Annotated in this window: 16 protein-coding genes and 1 riboswitch; of the genes, 13 read left to right on the top strand and 3 right to left on the bottom strand. The window is 41.6% G+C overall.

Features of this window, described 5'->3' with window-relative positions:
* Window positions 1–127: 127 nt before the first annotated feature.
* A complete protein-coding gene (locus MHB79_RS15405) occupies window positions 128–1,978 on the bottom strand; it encodes an LTA synthase family protein (RefSeq protein ID WP_340866524.1) in 1,851 nt (616 codons plus the stop codon).
* 124 nt (window positions 1,979–2,102) lie between these two features.
* On the bottom strand, window positions 2,103–2,594 hold the full coding sequence (locus MHB79_RS15400; RefSeq protein ID WP_050944121.1) for a metal-dependent hydrolase: 492 nt from the start codon (window positions 2,592–2,594) through the stop codon (window positions 2,103–2,105).
* A 171-nt stretch (window positions 2,595–2,765) separates the two neighbouring features.
* Between MHB79_RS15400 and MHB79_RS15395 the strand changes: the two genes are divergently transcribed.
* The 3 genes from MHB79_RS15395 (at window position 2,766) to MHB79_RS15385 (ending at window position 5,320) form a co-directional block, all read left to right on the top strand.
* Entirely contained in the window at window positions 2,766–3,194 is a 429-nt protein-coding gene (locus MHB79_RS15395; protein ID WP_003213061.1) for a MarR family winged helix-turn-helix transcriptional regulator, read from the top strand.
* Between the two features lie 82 nt (window positions 3,195–3,276).
* Window positions 3,277–3,420, top strand: a complete 144-nt coding sequence (sspJ, locus tag MHB79_RS15390; RefSeq protein WP_003213383.1) for a small acid-soluble spore protein SspJ — start codon at window positions 3,277–3,279, stop codon at window positions 3,418–3,420.
* 121 nt (window positions 3,421–3,541) lie between these two features.
* Window positions 3,542–3,720: riboswitch (Lysine riboswitch) on the top strand.
* 193 nt (window positions 3,721–3,913) lie between these two features.
* Complete coding sequence (locus MHB79_RS15385; RefSeq protein WP_050944120.1) at window positions 3,914–5,320, top strand: amino acid permease; 1,407 nt, start codon at window positions 3,914–3,916, stop codon at window positions 5,318–5,320.
* A gap of 35 nt (window positions 5,321–5,355) precedes the next feature.
* Here the strand turns inward: MHB79_RS15385 and MHB79_RS15380 are convergent, their stop codons facing one another.
* Window positions 5,356–6,294, bottom strand: a complete 939-nt coding sequence (locus tag MHB79_RS15380) for an iron-hydroxamate ABC transporter substrate-binding protein (protein ID WP_050944119.1) — start codon at window positions 6,292–6,294, stop codon at window positions 5,356–5,358.
* Between the two features lie 259 nt (window positions 6,295–6,553).
* On the opposite strand from MHB79_RS15380, the gene MHB79_RS15375 reads away from it, so the two are divergent.
* From MHB79_RS15375 to MHB79_RS15330, 10 genes are all read left to right on the top strand, one after another.
* A complete protein-coding gene (locus MHB79_RS15375; protein ID WP_212045534.1) occupies window positions 6,554–7,606 on the top strand; it encodes a FecCD family ABC transporter permease in 1,053 nt (350 codons plus the stop codon).
* The gene (locus tag MHB79_RS15370) at window positions 7,607–8,629 is read left to right on the top strand and encodes a FecCD family ABC transporter permease (RefSeq protein WP_340990136.1); all 1,023 of its coding nucleotides are present in this window, start codon (window positions 7,607–7,609) and stop codon (window positions 8,627–8,629) included.
* A 21-nt stretch (window positions 8,630–8,650) separates the two neighbouring features.
* Complete coding sequence (locus tag MHB79_RS15365; RefSeq protein WP_137054411.1) at window positions 8,651–9,466, top strand: ABC transporter ATP-binding protein; 816 nt, start codon at window positions 8,651–8,653, stop codon at window positions 9,464–9,466.
* 176 nt (window positions 9,467–9,642) lie between these two features.
* Window positions 9,643–10,365, top strand: coding sequence for a response regulator transcription factor (locus MHB79_RS15360; RefSeq protein WP_050944115.1), 723 nt, complete (start codon window positions 9,643–9,645; stop codon window positions 10,363–10,365).
* A 3-nt stretch (window positions 10,366–10,368) separates the two neighbouring features.
* On the top strand, window positions 10,369–12,123 hold the full coding sequence (locus MHB79_RS15355) for a HAMP domain-containing sensor histidine kinase (RefSeq protein ID WP_251190825.1): 1,755 nt from the start codon (window positions 10,369–10,371) through the stop codon (window positions 12,121–12,123).
* 136 nt (window positions 12,124–12,259) lie between these two features.
* Window positions 12,260–13,696, top strand: a complete 1,437-nt coding sequence (gene uxaC, locus MHB79_RS15350; RefSeq protein WP_050944113.1) for a glucuronate isomerase — start codon at window positions 12,260–12,262, stop codon at window positions 13,694–13,696.
* Between the two features lie 68 nt (window positions 13,697–13,764).
* Entirely contained in the window at window positions 13,765–14,775 is a 1,011-nt protein-coding gene (locus MHB79_RS15345) for a LacI family DNA-binding transcriptional regulator (RefSeq protein WP_003212963.1), read from the top strand.
* A 59-nt stretch (window positions 14,776–14,834) separates the two neighbouring features.
* Window positions 14,835–16,292: a tagaturonate reductase gene (locus tag MHB79_RS15340; RefSeq protein ID WP_003213644.1), complete on the top strand. Its 1,458-nt coding sequence runs from the start codon at window positions 14,835–14,837 to the stop codon at window positions 16,290–16,292.
* Window positions 16,289–17,782, top strand: coding sequence for a UxaA family hydrolase (locus MHB79_RS15335; protein ID WP_003213206.1), 1,494 nt, complete (start codon window positions 16,289–16,291; stop codon window positions 17,780–17,782). The genes MHB79_RS15340 and MHB79_RS15335 overlap by 4 nt, the downstream gene beginning before the upstream one ends.
* A gap of 20 nt (window positions 17,783–17,802) precedes the next feature.
* Complete coding sequence (locus MHB79_RS15330) at window positions 17,803–19,194, top strand: glycoside hydrolase family 28 protein (protein WP_340990131.1); 1,392 nt, start codon at window positions 17,803–17,805, stop codon at window positions 19,192–19,194.
* Window positions 19,195–19,326 lie beyond the last annotated feature (132 nt).

The raw sequence follows: 19,326 nt of genomic DNA, 5'->3' as shown, positions 1-19,326 counted from the left end.
TCATGTAGTTCCCTTTATTATAAGCAAACTTATTTGAGCATTCATAGGCTTTCAATAAAAAGAGAAAAGAAAAAGCCGCCAAATGGCGACTTTCAGCGTGACGACTAAGGAGATCGTATTATCCTGTTTACTGCTGATAAAAACGCAGCAAATTCCCATTGATCACCTTGTCTGATAAGGAGAGCTCTTTATTGGCTTTTTCGATATAGGGCTGACATACCTCATCCTGCTTCACGGGTTCTTTTGTTTTTTGATCATAGCAGGTGTTCTTTGTATAGAGATAATCATCTGTAATAAAGTTACCGTTTCTCAATACAGCGAAAGGCGTCCGTTCATTTGAAAATAAATCATTGCCGAATTGAATGGAATCCTTCGTTTCAATCCCTAGTAAGTGAAGAAGTGTCGGCTTGACGTCCATTTGACCAGCTGTTTCAGAAATCGTCTGCGGTGCTTGGTCCGTGACACCAGGAATGTAAATCAAAAACGGAACACGCTGCAGTTTGACCGCATCAAACGGTGTGATTTCCTCTTGATCGAGCAGCTGTGCCATTGCCTCATGATGTGCCTCAGAGATGCCATAGTGGTCACCCATGAGGACAAACATCGTATTGTCATACAATCCTTCTTCTTTCATACGGTCAAAAAACAACTTAATCGCTTCATCTTGATAGCGGACGGTCGTCACATAGCGGTTTAAAATGGTACTGGACGAATCATATTCATCAATAAACTGATCCTTCGGGTCAATTTCAAATGGAAAATGATTGGTCAAAGTAATGAACGTACTGTAATAAGGCTGCTTCAACTTTTTTAAATAATCAATGGATTGATCAAAGAAGTCGATATCCTTTAAGCCCCAGCCAGTGGAATTCCGTTCATTGACATGATATGAATCGACATCATAAAAACGATCAATTCCTAGAGATTTATACATTACATCACGATTCCAAAACGTTTTATTATTCGCATGAAATTGGACGGATTGATAGTTTTCCTTTTTCAACTGCTTGTATAACGTATCATATTCATTATCACTCGCTGTGAAAAAGACAGCGCCGCTGCTAGAAGGGTAGAGGGAATTCGCGACAATAAACTCTGAATCGGACGTCTTCCCCTGTTCTGTCTGCTGATAAAATTCATCAAAATAAAAACTCTTTTTAGCCAATTGATTTAAAAAGGGAGTGATAAATTGTCCATTTACCTTTTGATTCATGACAAATTGCTGCGTCGATTCAAGTGAAATGAACACAACGTTCTTGCCTTTAGCAAGTCCGAAGTACTCTTCGTTTGGTGCGCTGTAATCAGCCTTTGTGTAGTTTGCTACAGTAGAAAGCGTATCTTCATCCGCAAAGGCCTTTTGTCCAATGCGTGCCGTTTGGGCAGCACCGTCGTAAAGATGGAATTGGAACAGCCCGAGGTTTCTGACAATGACTTCACGATCATAAGAGCTTGTCAGAAATCGAGGGTGATCCATCATAGCTGAGCTGACATGAAACAATAGGAAGCTGCAGCAGATCGCATAATATGTTTTGATCGTCTTGTATGACGCTTTTGGGGCTAATGGTTTGCGCTTGAGCAGCCAAGCAAGTACGACAAAATCAACGAGCATCAGCACAAAGAGCGGGTGGAATAATTCCGTCATACTGCTGCCCATATCTCCCATGTTCTTCGCTTGGAATAGCACGGGAATGGTAATGAAATCAATGTAAAAACCATAAAAGATCGTATTCGATATAAGAATCGCCGTAAGAATAAAATTTGCAGTCAATAAAAAAACCTTTTGTTTGGTTTCATTTAAAAAAAGAGCTATTCCAAACAAAGGGAGTAGAAAGCTAAGTGGATTGATCAAAAGCAGCCATTCATGAAACAGATTGGCCGTTCGTATGTGAAAACCTAGTTGATAAATGATGTATGTTTTCATCCACATGAAGAGGATGGAATACACTAAAAACCAGTGATTTTTGAAAAACGCTTTCATTTATGTATCTCCTCATCATTCTGTATTCAGCTGCAAGGCAAAAACACTTATCTTAAACCTACTAAAAAAATGAGGAATGATCAATTCATATCTTATCTTTTTCGCAAAACTCTTTTATATTCTGTTAGAACTGGATGGGGATAGATATGCCGCAGATGACGGCGATGTAATAGCAGGTGACGACAGTGAGAGCAGCTAGTACGACTTGTTCTCCTGTGCTGCCTGTTTTGACATAGAAGGGGAGACGCACTTTAATGGAAGCTGGAAATAAAAATTTAATGCCGTTCACTGTTCCAGCATCAAGGATAAGGTGGCTCGCCATTCCAACTAGTAAACCGATACTTAGGCTGTCATTTGGAATGTATGTTGTCGCAAGAAAATAAATGATCAGCAGAAATAATAAACTGTGAGTGAACGTGCGATGACCGAATACGCTGCTGATCAGTGCCGAGAGCAGCGGAAATTTTCTACCGATTTTACTTTTTGTATGGCAAAGATCGGGGATCAAAGCACCTGCTGATCCAGCTGCAGCCATGATGACTGGGTCGAATCCGTAGTAGTAGGCGACGGCTGTTGAGGCGGCGATTCCGCCCATAATGTGTGTTTTTCCTGTCATGATGCGTACTCCTGTTCTGTTTTTTGTTCAAGTCCTCACTATATCAAGGGTGAATTCATTCAGCAAGACTTATTTCTAAAGAAAAAGAGGGCAAAAGGGTTGGCTGATTGGAAAAACATTCTATAATAAGGGGGAAGTCATGTTGATACTAACGATAAGGATGCGATTCGGATGGGTAATGCAGACATTTTAAAAGAAATTGTTCTTGTACATTATGAAGTCAGCCGTAAATTAAACCGCAAGTTACTTGAGTTAGAAAAAGACATCACGCCTCCGCAGATATATGCTCTTTCTATTTTGATACAAGGCAAAGTATCACATGCCGAAGAGCTGAAACAAAGACTCTCTTTAAACCCAGGTGCAGCCTCCATTGCACTCAATAAATTATGTGAGCAGGGCTATATTCAGAGAGAACGGGACAAAGACGACCCCTCGCTCGTCCGATTAGAAGCCACCGAAAAAGGGCAGGTGATTTATGAAAAGCACACACGTCTTTTCGGAAAGGTGATTCAGCATATGATGTCAGACTTCACAAAGGAAGACTTAAAGACCTATTTGACGTATCTGCAAAAAATGAGACAGACCTTTCATGATGATTGAGCCTTTCCACTTTGTATAATGCGGCGCACTGTAGCACAAATTAAACAGGCAACCGCATTTTATGAAAAGGGAGGAAACAGCGATGTCATTTTTCCAAAAGGATAAAAAGGCGAAAAGCGAGAAAGACCACAAGCAAGTAGATCAGCTGTTAGAAGAAGCAAGCAAAGAGCTAGCAGGCGATCCGCTTCAGGAAGCTGTACAAAAGAAGAAAAACAACGATCAATAAACAGGTATAGGGCAGAGAAAAGGATCTCTGCCCTTTTTCTATGTTTTTCCCTTTGACAGAAGTGAGAATGTTTGATAACCTTCGTGTAGTAAAAATGAATAGAAATCCTCACGCTATGTCTCAGTGAGGTAGAGGTTGCGCGGATGATGAGTCACTCATGGGAGAGATGGAATCGAAGAACATGAGAAAAAAGGCATCAGCGCCGAAGTGTAGAGAGAGCTCCAACTTTCTTTATGCTGGGTCTGCATTGAATAAATGCAGGACTGCCACGTCTTTGAAGCGTGGAGGGCTATCCGGAGATCAAGGTGTATGTTTTGAAAAGCATGGACTGTTGTTCAGGCTTTTTTTTATGTTCTGAGTACCGAAGATAAGGGTATGCTGTTAAGAAAGTGGACCCATGAGGAACATAAAGAATACAAGTCATTGCTTCACAAATATATCAATGAAGATACTGCCGGGTCTGGTCCGAAGTGAATATAACGGAGGTACGGAAATGGAACAGACAAAAAAATGGGGTTTTTGGTTATTGACGGCTTTTGTCGTCGGAAATATGGTAGGTTCAGGCATCTTTATGCTGCCAAGTACGCTTGCCCAGCATGCGAGTCCTTTAGGTGTGACGATGGCATGGCTTGTCACAGGTGGCGGTGTGCTGATGATTGCACTTGTTTTTGGGCATTTGTCCATTCATAAGCCGCAGCTAACGGCAGGACCACAAAGTTATGCAAGAGCACTTTTTAACGATCCGAAAAAGGGGAAAGCGGCCGGTTTTACAATGGTTTGGGGATATTGGGTAGCAAGCTGGATTAGTAATGTCGCAATTATTACGAGTCTTGCCGGTTATTTAACGACATTTTTCCCAATTCTCACAGTGAAGACGGAGATTTTCACCTTTGGTAAAGAAGCGATCACACTTGGTCAGCTGACAACGTTTATTGTATGTACCATTCTTCTTTGGGGAACACATACGATCTTAATTACAAGCTTAAGTGCTGCAAGTAAATTAAACTTTATTACGACCTTTTCAAAGGTACTTGGATTCGTCCTTTTTATTGTTGCGGGATTATTTGCATTCCAAACGGCATTATTTGAACATTATTACTTCCCAGTTGCAGCAGAAGGCGAAGGAATGCTCGGACTTGGAGGCCAAATTCATCATGCGGCCATTTCCACTCTATGGGCATTTATTGGCATCGAATCTGCTGTCATTTTATCAGGAAGAGCGTCCTCGCAGCGCGATGTGAAACGTGCAACGATTACAGGTCTTTTAATTGCACTTTCTATCTACATGATTATTACTTTGATTACAATGGGCGTCCTGCCACACGATCAGTTGCAAGGCTCAGATAAACCATTCGTAGACGTGCTTCAGCTTATTATTGGACCGGCTGGTGGAATTGTGATGGCATTGCTTGCGATTATTTGTTTATTTGGCTCGATGCTTGGCTGGATCTTACTTGGTTCAGAAGTACCATACCAAGCAGCAAAGGCTGGCGATTTCCCGGCAGTATTTGCAAAAACAAACAAAAAAGGCAGTCCTGTTTTTGCTTTAACGGTTACAAATATCATGTCACAGCTGTTTATTTTCTCAGTGATGTCTCGTACGATTAATGAAGCTTTTACCTTTTTAACGACATCAGCGACACTTGCGTATCTCATTCCGTATATTGTGTCTTCGATCTATAGCTTTAAAGTCATCATGCAAGGTGACACGTATGATCTTCAAAAAGGGAAGCGAACAAGAGACGGAATCATTGCGCTTGTTGCGATGGGGTATTCCGCTTGGGTGATTATTTCAGGAACAGCTGATTTGAAAACATTTGGACTTGGCATCGGTCTGTTCTTAGTAGGTATTTTGCTTTATCCATTCATGTCAAAAGGATTTGCCAAAGGAACGGAATAAGGGAAACGTTTCTCCACATATGGAGAAACGTTTTTTTATGATGCAGATGTTAATCGGTCCACAATAAACTCAAGCTGTCCTTCTAATGAAACTGGGTCATTAAAGAAGTAACCGACAGGGTCGATTTCAAATACGTGTTTATTTTGTACAGCAGGAAGTGATGCCCAAATGCTGCTTTCATACACCTGGTCTCCTTTACTTTTTGACCCGCTCCATGGACTAGTGAAAATATAGTCGCCTGCGTATTCTGGCAGCTTTTCAAGGGAAATGTTTGCATAGCCGACGCCGCTGTCGATGGCATCTTTTTTAACTGCCTTTGGCGCACGTAATTTCAGCTCATCATAAATAATTTCGCCTCCGCGTGCAAAGGTGTTTCCAAAGATATAGATCCCTTTATCAAAAGGTGACACGATTGAAACGGTTTTACTGCCGACCGCTTTTGTTACTTTAGGCTTTACCTCAGCTATTTTGGTATCCCATTTTGTGATCCATTCTGCTGCTTTTTTCGGTGTACCTGTCATTTTACCGAATTCTTTTAGTTGATCTTTAAAGGAATATTGATTGTATTTAATGGCAACGGTTGGCGCAATTTTTTTGTATTGATCAAATTTCTCGTCTTCTCCCCAAGCAATAATCATATCTGGCTTCAAAGCGGCGACCTTTTCGACAGAAGGGGTTGTTCCAAGGTTTTTGACACCATCCGTTTTGCCTTTATAGAAAGGGTTTTTAAAGATGGGTGCCGTTGCAGCAATTGGCGTCTTGCCAAGTGTCACGAGGTCACCGTAGTAGCTTTCTGCCAGAAGCACAATTCGTTTTGGATCTTTAGGGAGTTTGACTTCACCTTTTACATCCTGATAGGTGATTGTGTCATCCTGGTTGGCACCAGATTTTTTATTTGAAGTGCTGCCGCAAGCAGCTGTAAAAAGCATGAGAATGGCTAAGGATATCAAAAGAAATCCAGATCGGTTTTTCACAAAGATTCTCTCCTATTCACTTTCTTGTGATAATGATTCTCAATTTCAATTGTATCGTAACATGATGGGATGAAAAATGCATCGTCTATTTTAGGGCCTAAAGAAAAATGGTAAATTTCTCACGGTTTTTTGATGAAAATAAAGAAAATGTTCAGAACAATGATTTCAAAAAGAAAAGAAAGTGATATACTAGACTTCGAGATTGATAATCATTATCACTAATGAGGAATAGATTTGAACGGAAAGGAAGAGACTGGTTTTGGGCTCACAATCGAATAAACAGCTGCCGGCCAAAGACAATGCAATGGATATTGTCACGAAACCCTTTGGAACAGCAGTTGTTGTCATCATAGGAATTATCGCTTTAGCATTTGGTCTTTTTTTATCGGTATCATTAGGAGCAGCAAATATTCATCTTCACACGGTATGGGAAGCCATTTTTCAATTTGATCATGAGCAAACTTCACATCAAATCATCCGGGAATTGAGGCTGCCGCGTACAGTTGGGGCTGCACTCGTCGGTGCCTTTTTAGCCGTATCGGGGGCTATTATGCAAGGCATGACAAGAAATGCGCTTGCGTCTCCTGAAATTATGGGTGTGACAAATGGCTCTGCATTTGCGATTGCCATTGCGTTTGCTTTTTTCCCAGGACAATCTTCTTTTACATTAATTCTTTGGTCATTTGTTGGTGCGGCACTCGCTGCCTCTATTGTGTTTGGTGTCGGTACTCTTTCAAAAGGTGGATTGACCCCAGTGAAGCTCGCACTAGCTGGTACGGCTGTTGGGGCACTTTTAAGCTCCATCTCCTCAGCAATTGCCATCCGGTTTGACGTCGCTCAAGACATGAGCTTTTGGTATGCTGGCGGCGTGGCTGGTGTGAATTGGAGCAATATTAAGGTCATCATTCCAGTTGCGGTTGCGGGGCTGATCATCGCAATGATTCTTGCCCGCTCGATCACTGTTCTCAGCTTAGGTGATGAATTGGCAAAAGGGCTTGGACAGTACACGAAAACTGTCAAGGTACTTGGAATATTGGTCGTCATTCTTCTAACAGGTGCTGCTGTCTCAGTGGCCGGTACTATTGGCTTTATCGGGCTTGTGATTCCTCATGTCACTCGTTTCTTGGTCGGAGTTGACTATCGATGGATTATCCCATGCTCAGCTATTTTAGGGGCGGTTCTGTTAATTTATGCAGACATTGCTGCAAGGCTGGTCAATGCCCCATTTGAAACGCCAGTCGGTGCCATTACTGCAATTATAGGCGTTCCTTTCTTCTTATATTTAGCTAGACGTGAAAGGAGCGGGATTTAGATGGAAATGGTGCAGCAGGCAAAGAAAAAGAAATACAAACGAACGATGCTCATGATCTTTTTGGCGATCGTGGCTGTGTTCCTTATTAGTTTAAATACCGGAGAAATTCGCATTTCTCCGATGGATACATTGAAAACATTTTTTGGATTCGGAAGTGAAATGGATGAGCTTGTATTATTCGAGTTCAGACTTCCAAGAATGGTCATCGCTTTACTTGTTGGCGCTTCTATCGCTGTATCAGGAGCGATTTGGCAAGGTGTTTCTCAAAACGGTTTAGCCGATCCAGGCATTCTTGGTGTCAATGCGGGCGCAGGCTTTGCAGTGGTTTTGTTTATTTTTGCTTTCCAAGGTACGATGTCAAACCTAGGTGATTTTACGATCTTTGTACTGCCGCTCTTCGCTTTTGTAGGTGCAGGCTTTGCTGCATTTCTCATCTATGTGTTAGCGTGGAAAAAAGGCATCACACCTGTTCGATTGATTTTAACGGGTATTGGCGTGAATGCTGCGTTTTCAGCAGCAATTGTGGTTATTCAATTAAAAATGAGCCCAAATGATTTTAACCAAGCCATCGTGTGGTTATCAGGAAGCATTTTGGGATCGAGCTGGACGTATGTCCTGGCTGTCCTGCCATGGATGCTGATTTTCCTTGTATTAGCGGTTGTAAGAGCACGCTACTTAAATATCATGAATTTGGGTGACCAGCTTTCCTACGGCTTAGGGATCTCGGTTCATAAAGAAAGAAGCTTTTTTATGCTGATTGCTGTTGCATTAGCAGGTGCTAGTGTCGCTGTTGCAGGTAGTATCTCGTTCTTAGGGTTAGCCGCACCGCACTTGGCGAGAAAGCTTGTTGGACCAAAGCATCAAGGAATGATACCAGCCTCCGCGTTGATTGGCGCACTGTTATTATTACTGGCAGATACACTTGGCCGCGTCATACTTGCACCATCAGAGGTGCCAGTTGGTCTTGTCGTTTCGGCTTTAGGCGCACCTTACTTCATTTACTTATTGATGAAAACGAACTAAGAAGGAAGGAGAGTACAACATATGAAATCGCTCGAAACAGAAAAGCTTTGTATTGGCTATAATGACCGTTTGATTGTAGACGATTTAAATATCAGTATCCCAAAAGGCAAGGTGACAACACTAATCGGACCGAATGGGTGCGGGAAATCAACGATTTTAAAAACAATGTCCCGGATCATGAAGTCCAATCAAGGCGTTGTTTACTTAAATGGTCAGGCTATTCATCAAACGCCTACAAAAGAAATTTCAAAACAAATGGCGATCTTACCGCAAACGCCCGAAGCACCAAGTGGACTGACAGTGTATGAGCTGGTGTCATATGGACGTTTCCCACATCAAAATGGATTTGGGCGCTTATCAAATGAAGATAAACGAATCATCAGATGGGCACTTGAGGAAACGGGCATGATTGCTTTTCATGATCGGCCAATTGAAGCACTTTCTGGTGGACAGCGTCAGCGTGTATGGATTGCAATGGCACTTGCCCAGGAAACAGAACTGCTTCTATTGGATGAGCCGACGACGTATTTGGACCTTGCACATCAGCTCGAAATTCTTCAGCTGTTAGAACGGTTAAACAGAGAGCAGGGACGTACTGTGTTGATGGTCATTCATGATTTGAATCATGCGGCACGTTTTTCTCATTACATGATTGCTCTCAATCAAGGAAAAGTCATCAAAGATGGGACGCCTCATGAGGTCATGACCAAAGAGGTGCTTGGTCAGGTATTCCACATTGATGCAGAAATCGTACTTGACCCTAGAACGAATAAGCCGATCTGTTTAACATATGACTTAATGAATCATGAAAGAAAGCTAGAAGCTGTGAATGGATAATAGAAGTAAAAGGAACTCGGTGGAATAGCCGAGTTTTTTTGTGTCTCTGAAACTTCCTAGTGCTGCCATTTTCTCCAGTTGATATTTTTTCGCTTTTATGCAGAAAAGAGGTACTTTTTTACTTTAGACAATGGTAATATACGGTTAGAGATCATAGCTAGAAAGGAAAGAGATGCGTGGAAACAGCAAAAATATTGATTGCAGATGACGAAGAAGCAATTGTAAAAATGGTTGAACGCGTATTAAAAAAAGAAGGATTCAAGCATATTTATAAAGCCTACCATGCAGATGAAGCATTAGATGTTGTCAAAAACGAGGACATCCACCTTTTACTTCTAGATGTGATGATGCCCGGTAAGTCTGGTTTTGATGTTCTTCCTGAAATGAGAAAATATACGAAAGCGCCCATTTTCTATTTAACCGCAAGAACGTCTGATGTAGATAAACTGACCGGCTTTGCTCAAGGAGCAGATGATTACATCACAAAGCCATTTAACCCGCTAGAGCTAGTGGCTAGAATTAAGGCTCACTTAAACCGAACATATATCTCTTTAAAGGAAGACCACGATGAGGCTCAAAGTCAATACGAATATGCCCATTTCTCTTATCATCCTCATTCAGCCGAATTGAAAGTAAGAGGAGAGGTGACTGCATGCTCAGCTCAGCTGCTTTCCTTGCTGAAGTACTTTTGTGATCATCCGAATGTGGTTCTTTCAAAAGATCAAATCTATGAGAAAGTATGGGGCGTCCCATCATATGGTGATAACAACACCGTGATGGTTCATATCCGAAAGCTGAGAGAAAAGATCGAGCTAGATCCGAGTCAGCCAGAATATATTGTGACGATCCGTGGTATGGGCTATAAATTTATACCGCACCCAGCAAAGGTTCTTAAATAATTTATGAATCTACGAGCAAAACTCTTCTTTCACTTTGTCGGACAAATGTTTATTGTGATTGCCATTTTGATCATCGGAAATACGTTCTCTGATAATTTATATTTAAAAAAATACTACGAGAACATGGCTGAAACCGGTTTAACAAAAGCTGATGGAGATACACTCATGAGCTGGCTTTATTTTAATGAGGATGGAAAAATGGAAGCCGATGATCAGCTGAAACAAGCAGTGAGAAAACGAGACGGATGGCTGCAAGTCATTGATTCAAAAAAGGATAACGTCTATAGCTATCACCGCCCTAAGTCCATTCCAACTTCCTATCAAAAGGATGAAATGATCAAGATCTTTGAAAAAAGACAATTCAAAGATTACAAGATGTACTTCTGGCCCATTGAGATTGATCAAAAAAGCTTTATCGTGTTGTATGGGTTTAAAACAAACAGCACAAAGGTCGCCAATTATCTGAAGCAGCACGAGAAAGACTTGGCTGCATTATCTCAATATTCGGTTGAAACGAAAGAATTCTTGAAGAGAATGAATGGATCGGTGCATCTGTTCAATGATGAAGGGAAATATTTACAAGGTATTCGAGCCAATACCAATTTGAAACATGAGGTAACAGATGTTGAACTGCTCAAGTATCAATCAAAGCCTTGGGAGTTTAGAAGTGATCTGTCTTATATCAGGGTGAATAAAAACCGGTATATCATTATTTCTGTACCAAATAAAGTATACACCCCAGATGGATTATACGATAAAGAAACAGACGCTTTAAATCAATATACGACCATCTTAATTGCAGGTCTTGCGATTACGATTATTATCGTCATGACATTATGGTACTCGTATCGCTATGGACTGCCGATCTATCACATTATCCGCTGGCTGATTTTCTTATCTAGAAATAAATTGCAGGAACCAACAAATAGAAAAGGAATTCCAATCAGTAAAAATAAAAAAGGTCGTATTAAGCGGGAATACCGATTATTTGAGGATATCCTAAAAACAATGGATCAGCTCACGCTTACATTAAAAGAGAATGAAGCAAACCGAAGAAAAATTCAAACCACAAGGGAAGAATGGATTGCAGGATTGTCTCATGATCTGAAAACACCTCTTAGTACGATTTACGGCTACGGGCTCATGCTTGAATCTGATCAATATCAATGGTCCAAGGAAGAAGTCATGGAAATGGGACAGGTGATTCGTGAGAAATCAGAATACATGTCGACCTTGATTGAAGATTTAAACCTCACGTATCGACTAAAAAATGGCGCATTGCCTATTAATCGAAAGCCTGTCGAGCTTGGTGAATTCTTAGCATCCATTATGGACGAGTTTTCAAGGAGCTCATTTTCAGAAGATTTCCCTTCCTCCTTCGAAGATCAAACTGATGGTGTCATGTTTGAGATCGACAAAGCCTGGTTCAGACGAGTGATTGAGAACCTGCTAGCGAATGCAGTCAAGCATAACCAAAAAGGAACTCATATTACAGCTACCTTATCTGAAACAAATGAGGAAGTTCGGATCGAAATGAAAGACAACGGATGCGGAATGGCACAAGAAACGGTCGATCACTTATTTAACCGCTACTATAGAGGGACAAATACGAACGATCCAACGAATGGAACAGGACTCGGGCTGGCGATTGCAAAAGAGCTTGTCTTGCTGCATGACGGTGATATTCAAGTGGAAAGTGAACAAGGTGCTGGAACAGCTATTGCGATTATCCTAAAAAAATCACCTCCTGTAAAATAGCCAAAAAACGATTTTCCTTTCAAAAGGAGATCGTTTTTTCCTGTTTTAGGATTGAAATCAACTTTGTAAACGATTACAATTAAATTGTTAACGTGAACAAAACAATTTCATACGATAAGAGGGATGGGGGAATTTGATGAAAGCCTTTTTAGATGAGCAGTTTTTACTAAACAGTCCAACGGCGGAAAAGTTATACCATGAGTTTGCAAAGGATCTTCCAATCATAGATTACCATTGTCATTTAAGTCCTAAAGACATCTATGAAAATAAAACCTTCCGAAATATTACCGAGGCATGGCTTTATGGAGATCATTACAAATGGCGTGCCATGAGAGCAAACGGCATCCCTGAAACGCACGTCACGGGGGATGCATCTGATGATGATAAATTTTTGGCGTGGGCGAAGACCGTCCCTATGACCATAGGAAATCCGCTCTATCACTGGACTCATCTAGAGCTGAGAAGGTATTTCGGAGTCGAAGACCTATTAAATGAAAAAAATGCAGACATCATTTGGCAGAAAGTCAATGAAAAGCTGCAAGGAGAGGGATTTGGGGCGAGAGACTTCATCATGAAATCAAACGTTGAAACCGTTGTCACAACAGATGATCCGGTCGATTCTCTTCAATATCATCAAAAACTGCGGGAAGAGGGATTCTCTGTACAAGTGCTTCCAGGGTTTCGACCTGATAAAGCACTCGATATAGCGAATGATCTGTTTGAAAAATATGTTCATGAGCTGGCAGAGGCTTCAGCTATCCCAATACAATCCTACCAAGACTTCTTACATGCCCTCCGTGCGAGAATTGATTTTTTTCATGATCACGGCTGCTTGATCTCAGATCATGCCATTAATGAAATGACATATGAAGAAACGACACAAGAAGAAGTGGAGACCATCTTTCATAAAAGAATGTCTGGTCATCCATTGACGGAAAAAGAGAAGATCAAATTTAAAACAGAGACATTCATTATGCTAGGTCAGGCTTACTGTGAGCGTGGCTGGGCAATGCAGCTTCATATCAATGCACTTAGAAACAACAATACGAAAATGTTTGAGAGGCTCGGACCAGATACGGGGTACGATGCGATGAATGACGAAGACATTGCAAAGCCGCTTTGCCGTATATTAGATCGTTTAGAACAAGAAGATGCATTGCCAAACACGATTCTGTATTCTTTAAATCCAAGGGACAATGTAGTGATATCAACATTGGCTGGAAGCTTTCAAGACGGGAAGACACCGGGGAAGATGCAGCACGGCACAGCCTGGTGGTTTAATGATACGAAGCAAGGAATGACAGAGCAGATGATGGCTCTTTCCAGTATCGGACTGATCAGCCGTTTTATCGGGATGCTGACAGATTCACGAAGCTTTTTGTCCTATACAAGGCATGAATATTTCCGAAGACTGCTTTGTGATATCATCGGGGATTGGGTAGAAAAAGGAGAAGTCCCCTACGACCTTGAGCTGTTAGGGGGGATTGTGAAAGGAATCAGCTATGAAAATGCCAAGCAATATTTTCAATTTGACCGGGCAAAGCAGCTCCATCATCAAAGTAAAATCACATGAGGAAAAAGGTAAGAAAATGAAAGCGGTTTTATGATAAGATGGAAAAAAATCATAAAAGGCGGAATAGCATGACAGTCACAATTAAAGACATAGCAAAATTGGCAAATGTCTCTCATACCACAGTATCAAGGGCTTTGAATAACAGTCCTTTTATTAAAGAGAAGACAAAACAAAAGATTTTGTCGATTGCAAAACAGCTGAACTATTCACCAAATGTCCATGCCAGAGGCCTTGTATCACAAAAATCGTTTACAATCGGTCTGTTTTTCACGAGTTTAACAGAAGGCACATCCTCAAGCTTCTTTGTGGATGCGTTAAAAGGTGTCAATAGCGTCATGACAGAGCATTACAATCTGTTTGTTAGGGGTATTGACGATTTTCACGATTACACAACCATTCATAAACAGCGCTACGATGGCATTTTGCTGATGAGCCAAAGCGAGCACGATGAAGCGTTTATCCATCATGTCAAGAAACAGGGCATTCCAATCATTGTGCTGAACCGTCGTGTAGAAAGTAATGAAGTGATGAATATATTAGCAGATGATAGTCAAGGAGCATACCAGGCAGCGCACTATTTCATTCAGCAAGGCCATCAACAAATCGCCATCATTGAAGGAAAAGAAGGCTTTAAATCGACTCAGGAGAGAAAAGCTGGCTTTCTCCAAGCGTTAATTGATCACCATATTCCTATGAAAAAAGAATATATGATCACGGGTGACTACCATATGAAAAGCGGCTATGAATCAATGGAATCTCTGCTGACCCTTGATCATCCGCCAACAGCGCTTTTTTGCTCTAACGATGACATGGCCATTGGTGCGATGAATGCTTTATATGCAAAGGGCAAGACGTGTCCAGGCGATATCTCTATTATTGGTTTTGATGATATTGCATTTTCATCCTATACCACGCCTGCACTGACAACGGTGAAAAAGCCAATCGAAAAAATGTGTGCACTTGGAGCAGAAGCCATCCTATCCGTCATAAACGGTGAAGAGCAGGAAAAAGATCATATGGAAAAAATGTATGTCCACACAGAGCTGATGATCAGAGATTCAGTCAAAAAGGTGCAGTAATCGGCATCTTTTATAGAAGAATGTTCACGTGTGCATAAATTACAGAGAGGGGAATCCATTTGAAACGTTTATCAAAAGCCCTATACCCGGTGCCTGAGTATCCGGAAACGATTTTGCAGATTGGTGAAGGGAATTTTATGCGAGGCTTTATTAATTGGCACATCCAAAAGCTGAACGACTGCACAGATTTTAAAGGAAGAGCTGTTGTTGTTCCCCCGAGAAAAGGATCTGTTGCAGCTTTAAATGAACAAGATGGCTTATACACATTATGTATACAGGGCTATCATGACCAGCAAGAAATGAATGAGCGGATGGTCATTCAATCGATCAGCAGAGGAATCAGTACGTATACGGATTATGATGTTTTTTTACAAGTAGCTGAAAACCCCGATCTCCGCTTTGTCTTCTCCAACACGACAGAGGCAGGGCTTATGTTCAGAAAGGCGGATCGCTTGGAGGATCGACCGCAAGCGAGTTTTCCAGGAAAGCTGACGGCGTTCCTATATCACAGGTTTAAAGCATTTGCTGGAGATGAACAAAAAGGGCTGATCATCCTTCCATGTGAACTGGTCGAACATAACGGTGATCGCTTGAAGGAATATGTGATAGACATGGCAACTGAGTGGGACCTGCCGCTTGCGTTTATCACATGGATCAAGGAAGCCAATACGTTTTGTAATACGCTTGTGGATCGGATCGTTCCTGGGTTTTCTAAGGAAGCAGCTGAAATTGTTCAAAAGGAAGAGGGATATATCGACGAGTTGCTTGTCACGGCAGAATACTATCACCTCTTTGTTATTGAAGCACCTGTCTTCGTACAAAAAGAGCTTCCCTTTCAAGAAGCAGGTTTAAATGTCCTTTTTGTAGAGGATATTGCGCCTTATCGCATGAGCAAGGTACGGATTTTAAACGGTGCCCATACAGCGATGGTGCCAATCGCTTACTCATGCGGGGTAGAAACTGTAAAAGAGGCTGTGGATGATGAGGATGTTGGCCCGTTCATCCGGCGGATGCTGGAGGAGGAAATACTGCCAGGGCTTGAGCTTTCTCGAGGTGAGCTTCTTCTTTATACACAATCGGTTTGGGATCGATTTTGCAATCCATTTGTGAAGCATCAATTGCTGGATATTGCGCTTAATGGTGTATCTAAGTTTCGAACCCGTATTCTTCCGTCATTGCTCGATTATGTTGAGCAAAAGAAACAGCTGCCAATGAAACTCGTGTTTTCACTCAGCAGCCTCATTTATTTTTACAGAGCACATGCAGAAAAGATAAAGGATGATGAGACTGTACTGGCATTCATGAAGGAAGCCTTTGAAGAAGAGAACCAATCTAATGAAGCGATCGCAGCAAAGATTCTATCATGTGAAAAATTATGGGGGAGAAATTTAACGGATATAAATGATTTGGTTCACGCTGTAGCTGATCAGCTTACCCTCATAAAGGAGCAAGGGATGAGAGCGGCTGTTCAACGAATGCTGCAGCATCAATATGAAAGTCAGGGGGAGAAGGCATGAAAGATTTTATTGTGATTCACCCTTCAGATAATGTCGGTATTGCTTTAAAAGTGCTTGAACAAGGGGAGGAGCTACATCATCAAGATCATTCCGTTATTTTAAAAGAGACCATCGCCAAAGGTCATAAGTTTGCATTGGCTGATATCAAGCAAAGAGAGAATATCATGAAATACGGTTACCCCATTGGGCATGCAACGACTGCCATTTCTGCTGGAGAATGGGTGCATACACATAACATCAAAACCAATCTATCAGGCAAGCTCGATTATGAATACGAGCCTTCATTTACAAATAACCCCTATGAAAAAACGAATCTTACATTTAAAGGATATAAACGAAAAAATGGGGAAAGCGGGATTCGCAATGAGCTTTGGATTGTCCCAACCGTTGGATGCGTAAATGGCATCGCCGATCAAATCATTCAAATTTTTACCGCTGAAATGGGCGGAAGCATCCATCCGTTTGAAACAGCTCTTGTATTAAAGCACAATTATGGATGCTCACAGCTTGGGGACGATCATGAGAATACAAAAATCATTTTACAAAATGCCGTGAAGCATCCCAATGCTGGAGGAGTGCTCGTCCTCGGACTTGGTTGTGAAAATAACGACATTGAAGATTTTCAGTCTACATTAGGTGAATATGACCATGAGAGAGTGAAATTTTTAAGAAGCCAAGAAGTAGGAGATGAGATTGAGGTGGGAGTCGCTTTACTCAAGGAAATTTATGAGGCAGCGAAAGAAGATCACCGTGAAGAAATCCCGTTATCTGAGCTGAAAATCGGCTTGAAGTGCGGGGGATCAGATGGATTCTCCGGCATTACCGCAAATCCGCTTTTAGGAAGGCTGTCCGATTTTATTGTTGCTCAAGGCGGCACGACAGTGTTAACAGAAGTGCCCGAAATGTTTGGAGCAGAAACGATTTTAATGGAGAGAGCGGAATCAGAAGCGACTTTCGACAATATTGTGCAAATGATCAATGACTTTAAACAATACTTCATGGATCATCGACAGCCAGTATATGAAAATCCTTCCCCGGGAAATAAAGCAGGTGGAATTTCGACATTAGAGGATAAATCTCTCGGTTGTACACAAAAAGCAGGAACTTCTGACATTCAAGATGTATTGAAATATGGGGAATTGCTGAAGCGAAAGGGTCTAAATTTATTAAGTGCACCAGGAAATGATTTGGTTGCTTCATCTGCTCTTGCCGCTTCTGGCTGTCAGTTGGTTCTTTTTACAACAGGCAGAGGGACACCATTCGGCACGTTTGTCCCAACAATGAAGGTCTCGACGAATACAGCCTTATATGAAACAAAAAAACATTGGATTGACTTTAATGCGGGAGAACTGCTTGAAGATGTACCAGAAGATATTGTGTTAGAAAAATTTATTTCAACTGTCATTGATGTGGCGAGCGGGAAGCTATTGAATCATGAAAAAAACAATTTTAGAGAGCTGGCTATTTTCAAAACAGGTGTCACACTTTAAGGCGACTGGGGGATGAGAATGTGTCTAGAAAACGGGATTTGATGTATATCACAGCAGGAACGGTACTCACAGGAATCGGACTCACTCGTTTAGCAAGGCAAGGGAAGAAAGACAAAGAAGCAAACGGAATCGATCAAGTGTTAAAGCAGATAAAAGCACCACTGTTCCCTGATCGTGAATTTAATGTGGTTCATTATGGGGCAGATGCAAAAGGAACCGAGCTTTCAACAGATGCTATCCAGTCTGCCATTGATGATGCGCACCGTTTGAAAGGGGGACGTGTGCTGATTCCAGAAGGGACGTTTGTGACAGGTGCGCTAGAATTGAAGAGTCATGTAGAGCTGCATTTGCATGAGAAAGCGTATGTGGCATTCAGCCAAAACCGAAAGGATTATCTGCCGCTTGTACTGACAAGATATGAAGGGGTTGAGCTTTATAATTATTCACCTCTCATTTATGCACACCATGCAGAAAACATCGCCATTACAGGAGCTGGAACGCTTGATGGCAGAGGAGATGAGCATCATTGGTGGCCTTGGAAATATGGCACGAATGGCCAGCCTTCTCAAGATCGGGATCGTCAGCTTCTATTTGACATGGCTGAAAAGAGAATACCAGTAGAAGAAAGAGTGTTTGGAGAAGGGCATTATTTAAGATCAAGCTTTATCCAGCCCTACCAATGTCAGCAAGTTCTTATTGAGGGAGTGACAGTGAAGGATTCACCGATGTGGCAAATTCACCCTGTACTAAGTGAACTTGTGATTGTCCGTGGAGTTCATATTATCGGGCATGGACCAAACACAGATGGTGTCAATCCGGAGTCTTGCCGGAATGTGCTCATTGAAGATTGTTATTTTGATAATGGCGACGATTGTATTGCCATCAAATCTGGAAGGAACGAGGACGGACGGAGAATAGGGATTCCATCTGAAAACATTGTTATTCGTAGAAATGAGATGCGTGATGGACACGGCGGAGTGACGATTGGGAGTGAAATCTCTGGCGGGGTAAGGTATATCTATGCAGAGAATAATGTCATGGATAGTCCGAACCTTGACCGGGCACTGCGGATTAAAACCAACTCTGTCAGAGGCGGTACCATTGAACATATTTACTTTAAAAACAACACAGTCAAAAGCTTAAAGCATGAAGTGGTCTGTATCGACATGATGTATGAGGAAGGGGATGCGGGTCCACATCGTCCTGTTGTACGTCATATTCAAGTGGAAGGACTGAAAAGCAGCGGCGGACGATATGGTGTGAAAATAGCCGCCTACTCACATTCCCCCGTGACAAACTTCAACATGAAAAATTGTGTCATAGACCATGTGACGTATCCACTTTCTTTGGAGCATGCAGTAGCGCCTTCTTTTCAGAAAGTTGTCATCAATGGGGAACAAATTAATAAATAGATGGGCGTAAAACAGTCTTATTAGAGGCTGTTTTTCTTTTATCAGAACGAAAAAGACGCTTTTAGAAATCACATATACAACCTAACTGCACTGTAGTATAATATTCCCGAAATTAGAAAAGAATTGACGGAA

The organism is Bacillus sp. FSL M7-0558 (genome assembly GCF_038003245.1).
Lineage (GTDB): Bacteria > Bacillota > Bacilli > Bacillales > Bacillaceae > Bacillus > Bacillus pumilus.
Note: the sequence above shows the minus strand (reverse complement) of the source record. Positions and strands in the feature narration are given on the sequence as shown.

Excerpts from the sequence above, each read along its gene's own strand:
- MHB79_RS15405 (WP_340866524.1), bottom strand. The coding sequence starts at position 1,978 with ATGAAAGCGTTTTTCAAAAATCACTGGTTTTTAGTGTATTCCATCCTC.
- MHB79_RS15400 (WP_050944121.1), bottom strand. The coding sequence starts at position 2,594 with ATGACAGGAAAAACACACATTATGGGCGGAATCGCCGCCTCAACAGCC.
- MHB79_RS15395 (WP_003213061.1), top strand. The coding sequence starts at position 2,766 with ATGGGTAATGCAGACATTTTAAAAGAAATTGTTCTTGTACATTATGAA.
- sspJ (WP_003213383.1), top strand. The coding sequence starts at position 3,277 with ATGTCATTTTTCCAAAAGGATAAAAAGGCGAAAAGCGAGAAAGACCAC.
- MHB79_RS15385 (WP_050944120.1), top strand. The coding sequence starts at position 3,914 with ATGGAACAGACAAAAAAATGGGGTTTTTGGTTATTGACGGCTTTTGTC.
- MHB79_RS15370 (WP_340990136.1), top strand. The coding sequence starts at position 7,607 with ATGGAAATGGTGCAGCAGGCAAAGAAAAAGAAATACAAACGAACGATG.
- MHB79_RS15365 (WP_137054411.1), top strand. The coding sequence starts at position 8,651 with ATGAAATCGCTCGAAACAGAAAAGCTTTGTATTGGCTATAATGACCGT.
- MHB79_RS15355 (WP_251190825.1), top strand. The coding sequence starts at position 10,369 with ATGAATCTACGAGCAAAACTCTTCTTTCACTTTGTCGGACAAATGTTT.
- uxaC (WP_050944113.1), top strand. The coding sequence starts at position 12,260 with ATGAAAGCCTTTTTAGATGAGCAGTTTTTACTAAACAGTCCAACGGCG.
- MHB79_RS15345 (WP_003212963.1), top strand. The coding sequence starts at position 13,765 with ATGACAGTCACAATTAAAGACATAGCAAAATTGGCAAATGTCTCTCAT.
- MHB79_RS15335 (WP_003213206.1), top strand. The coding sequence starts at position 16,289 with ATGAAAGATTTTATTGTGATTCACCCTTCAGATAATGTCGGTATTGCT.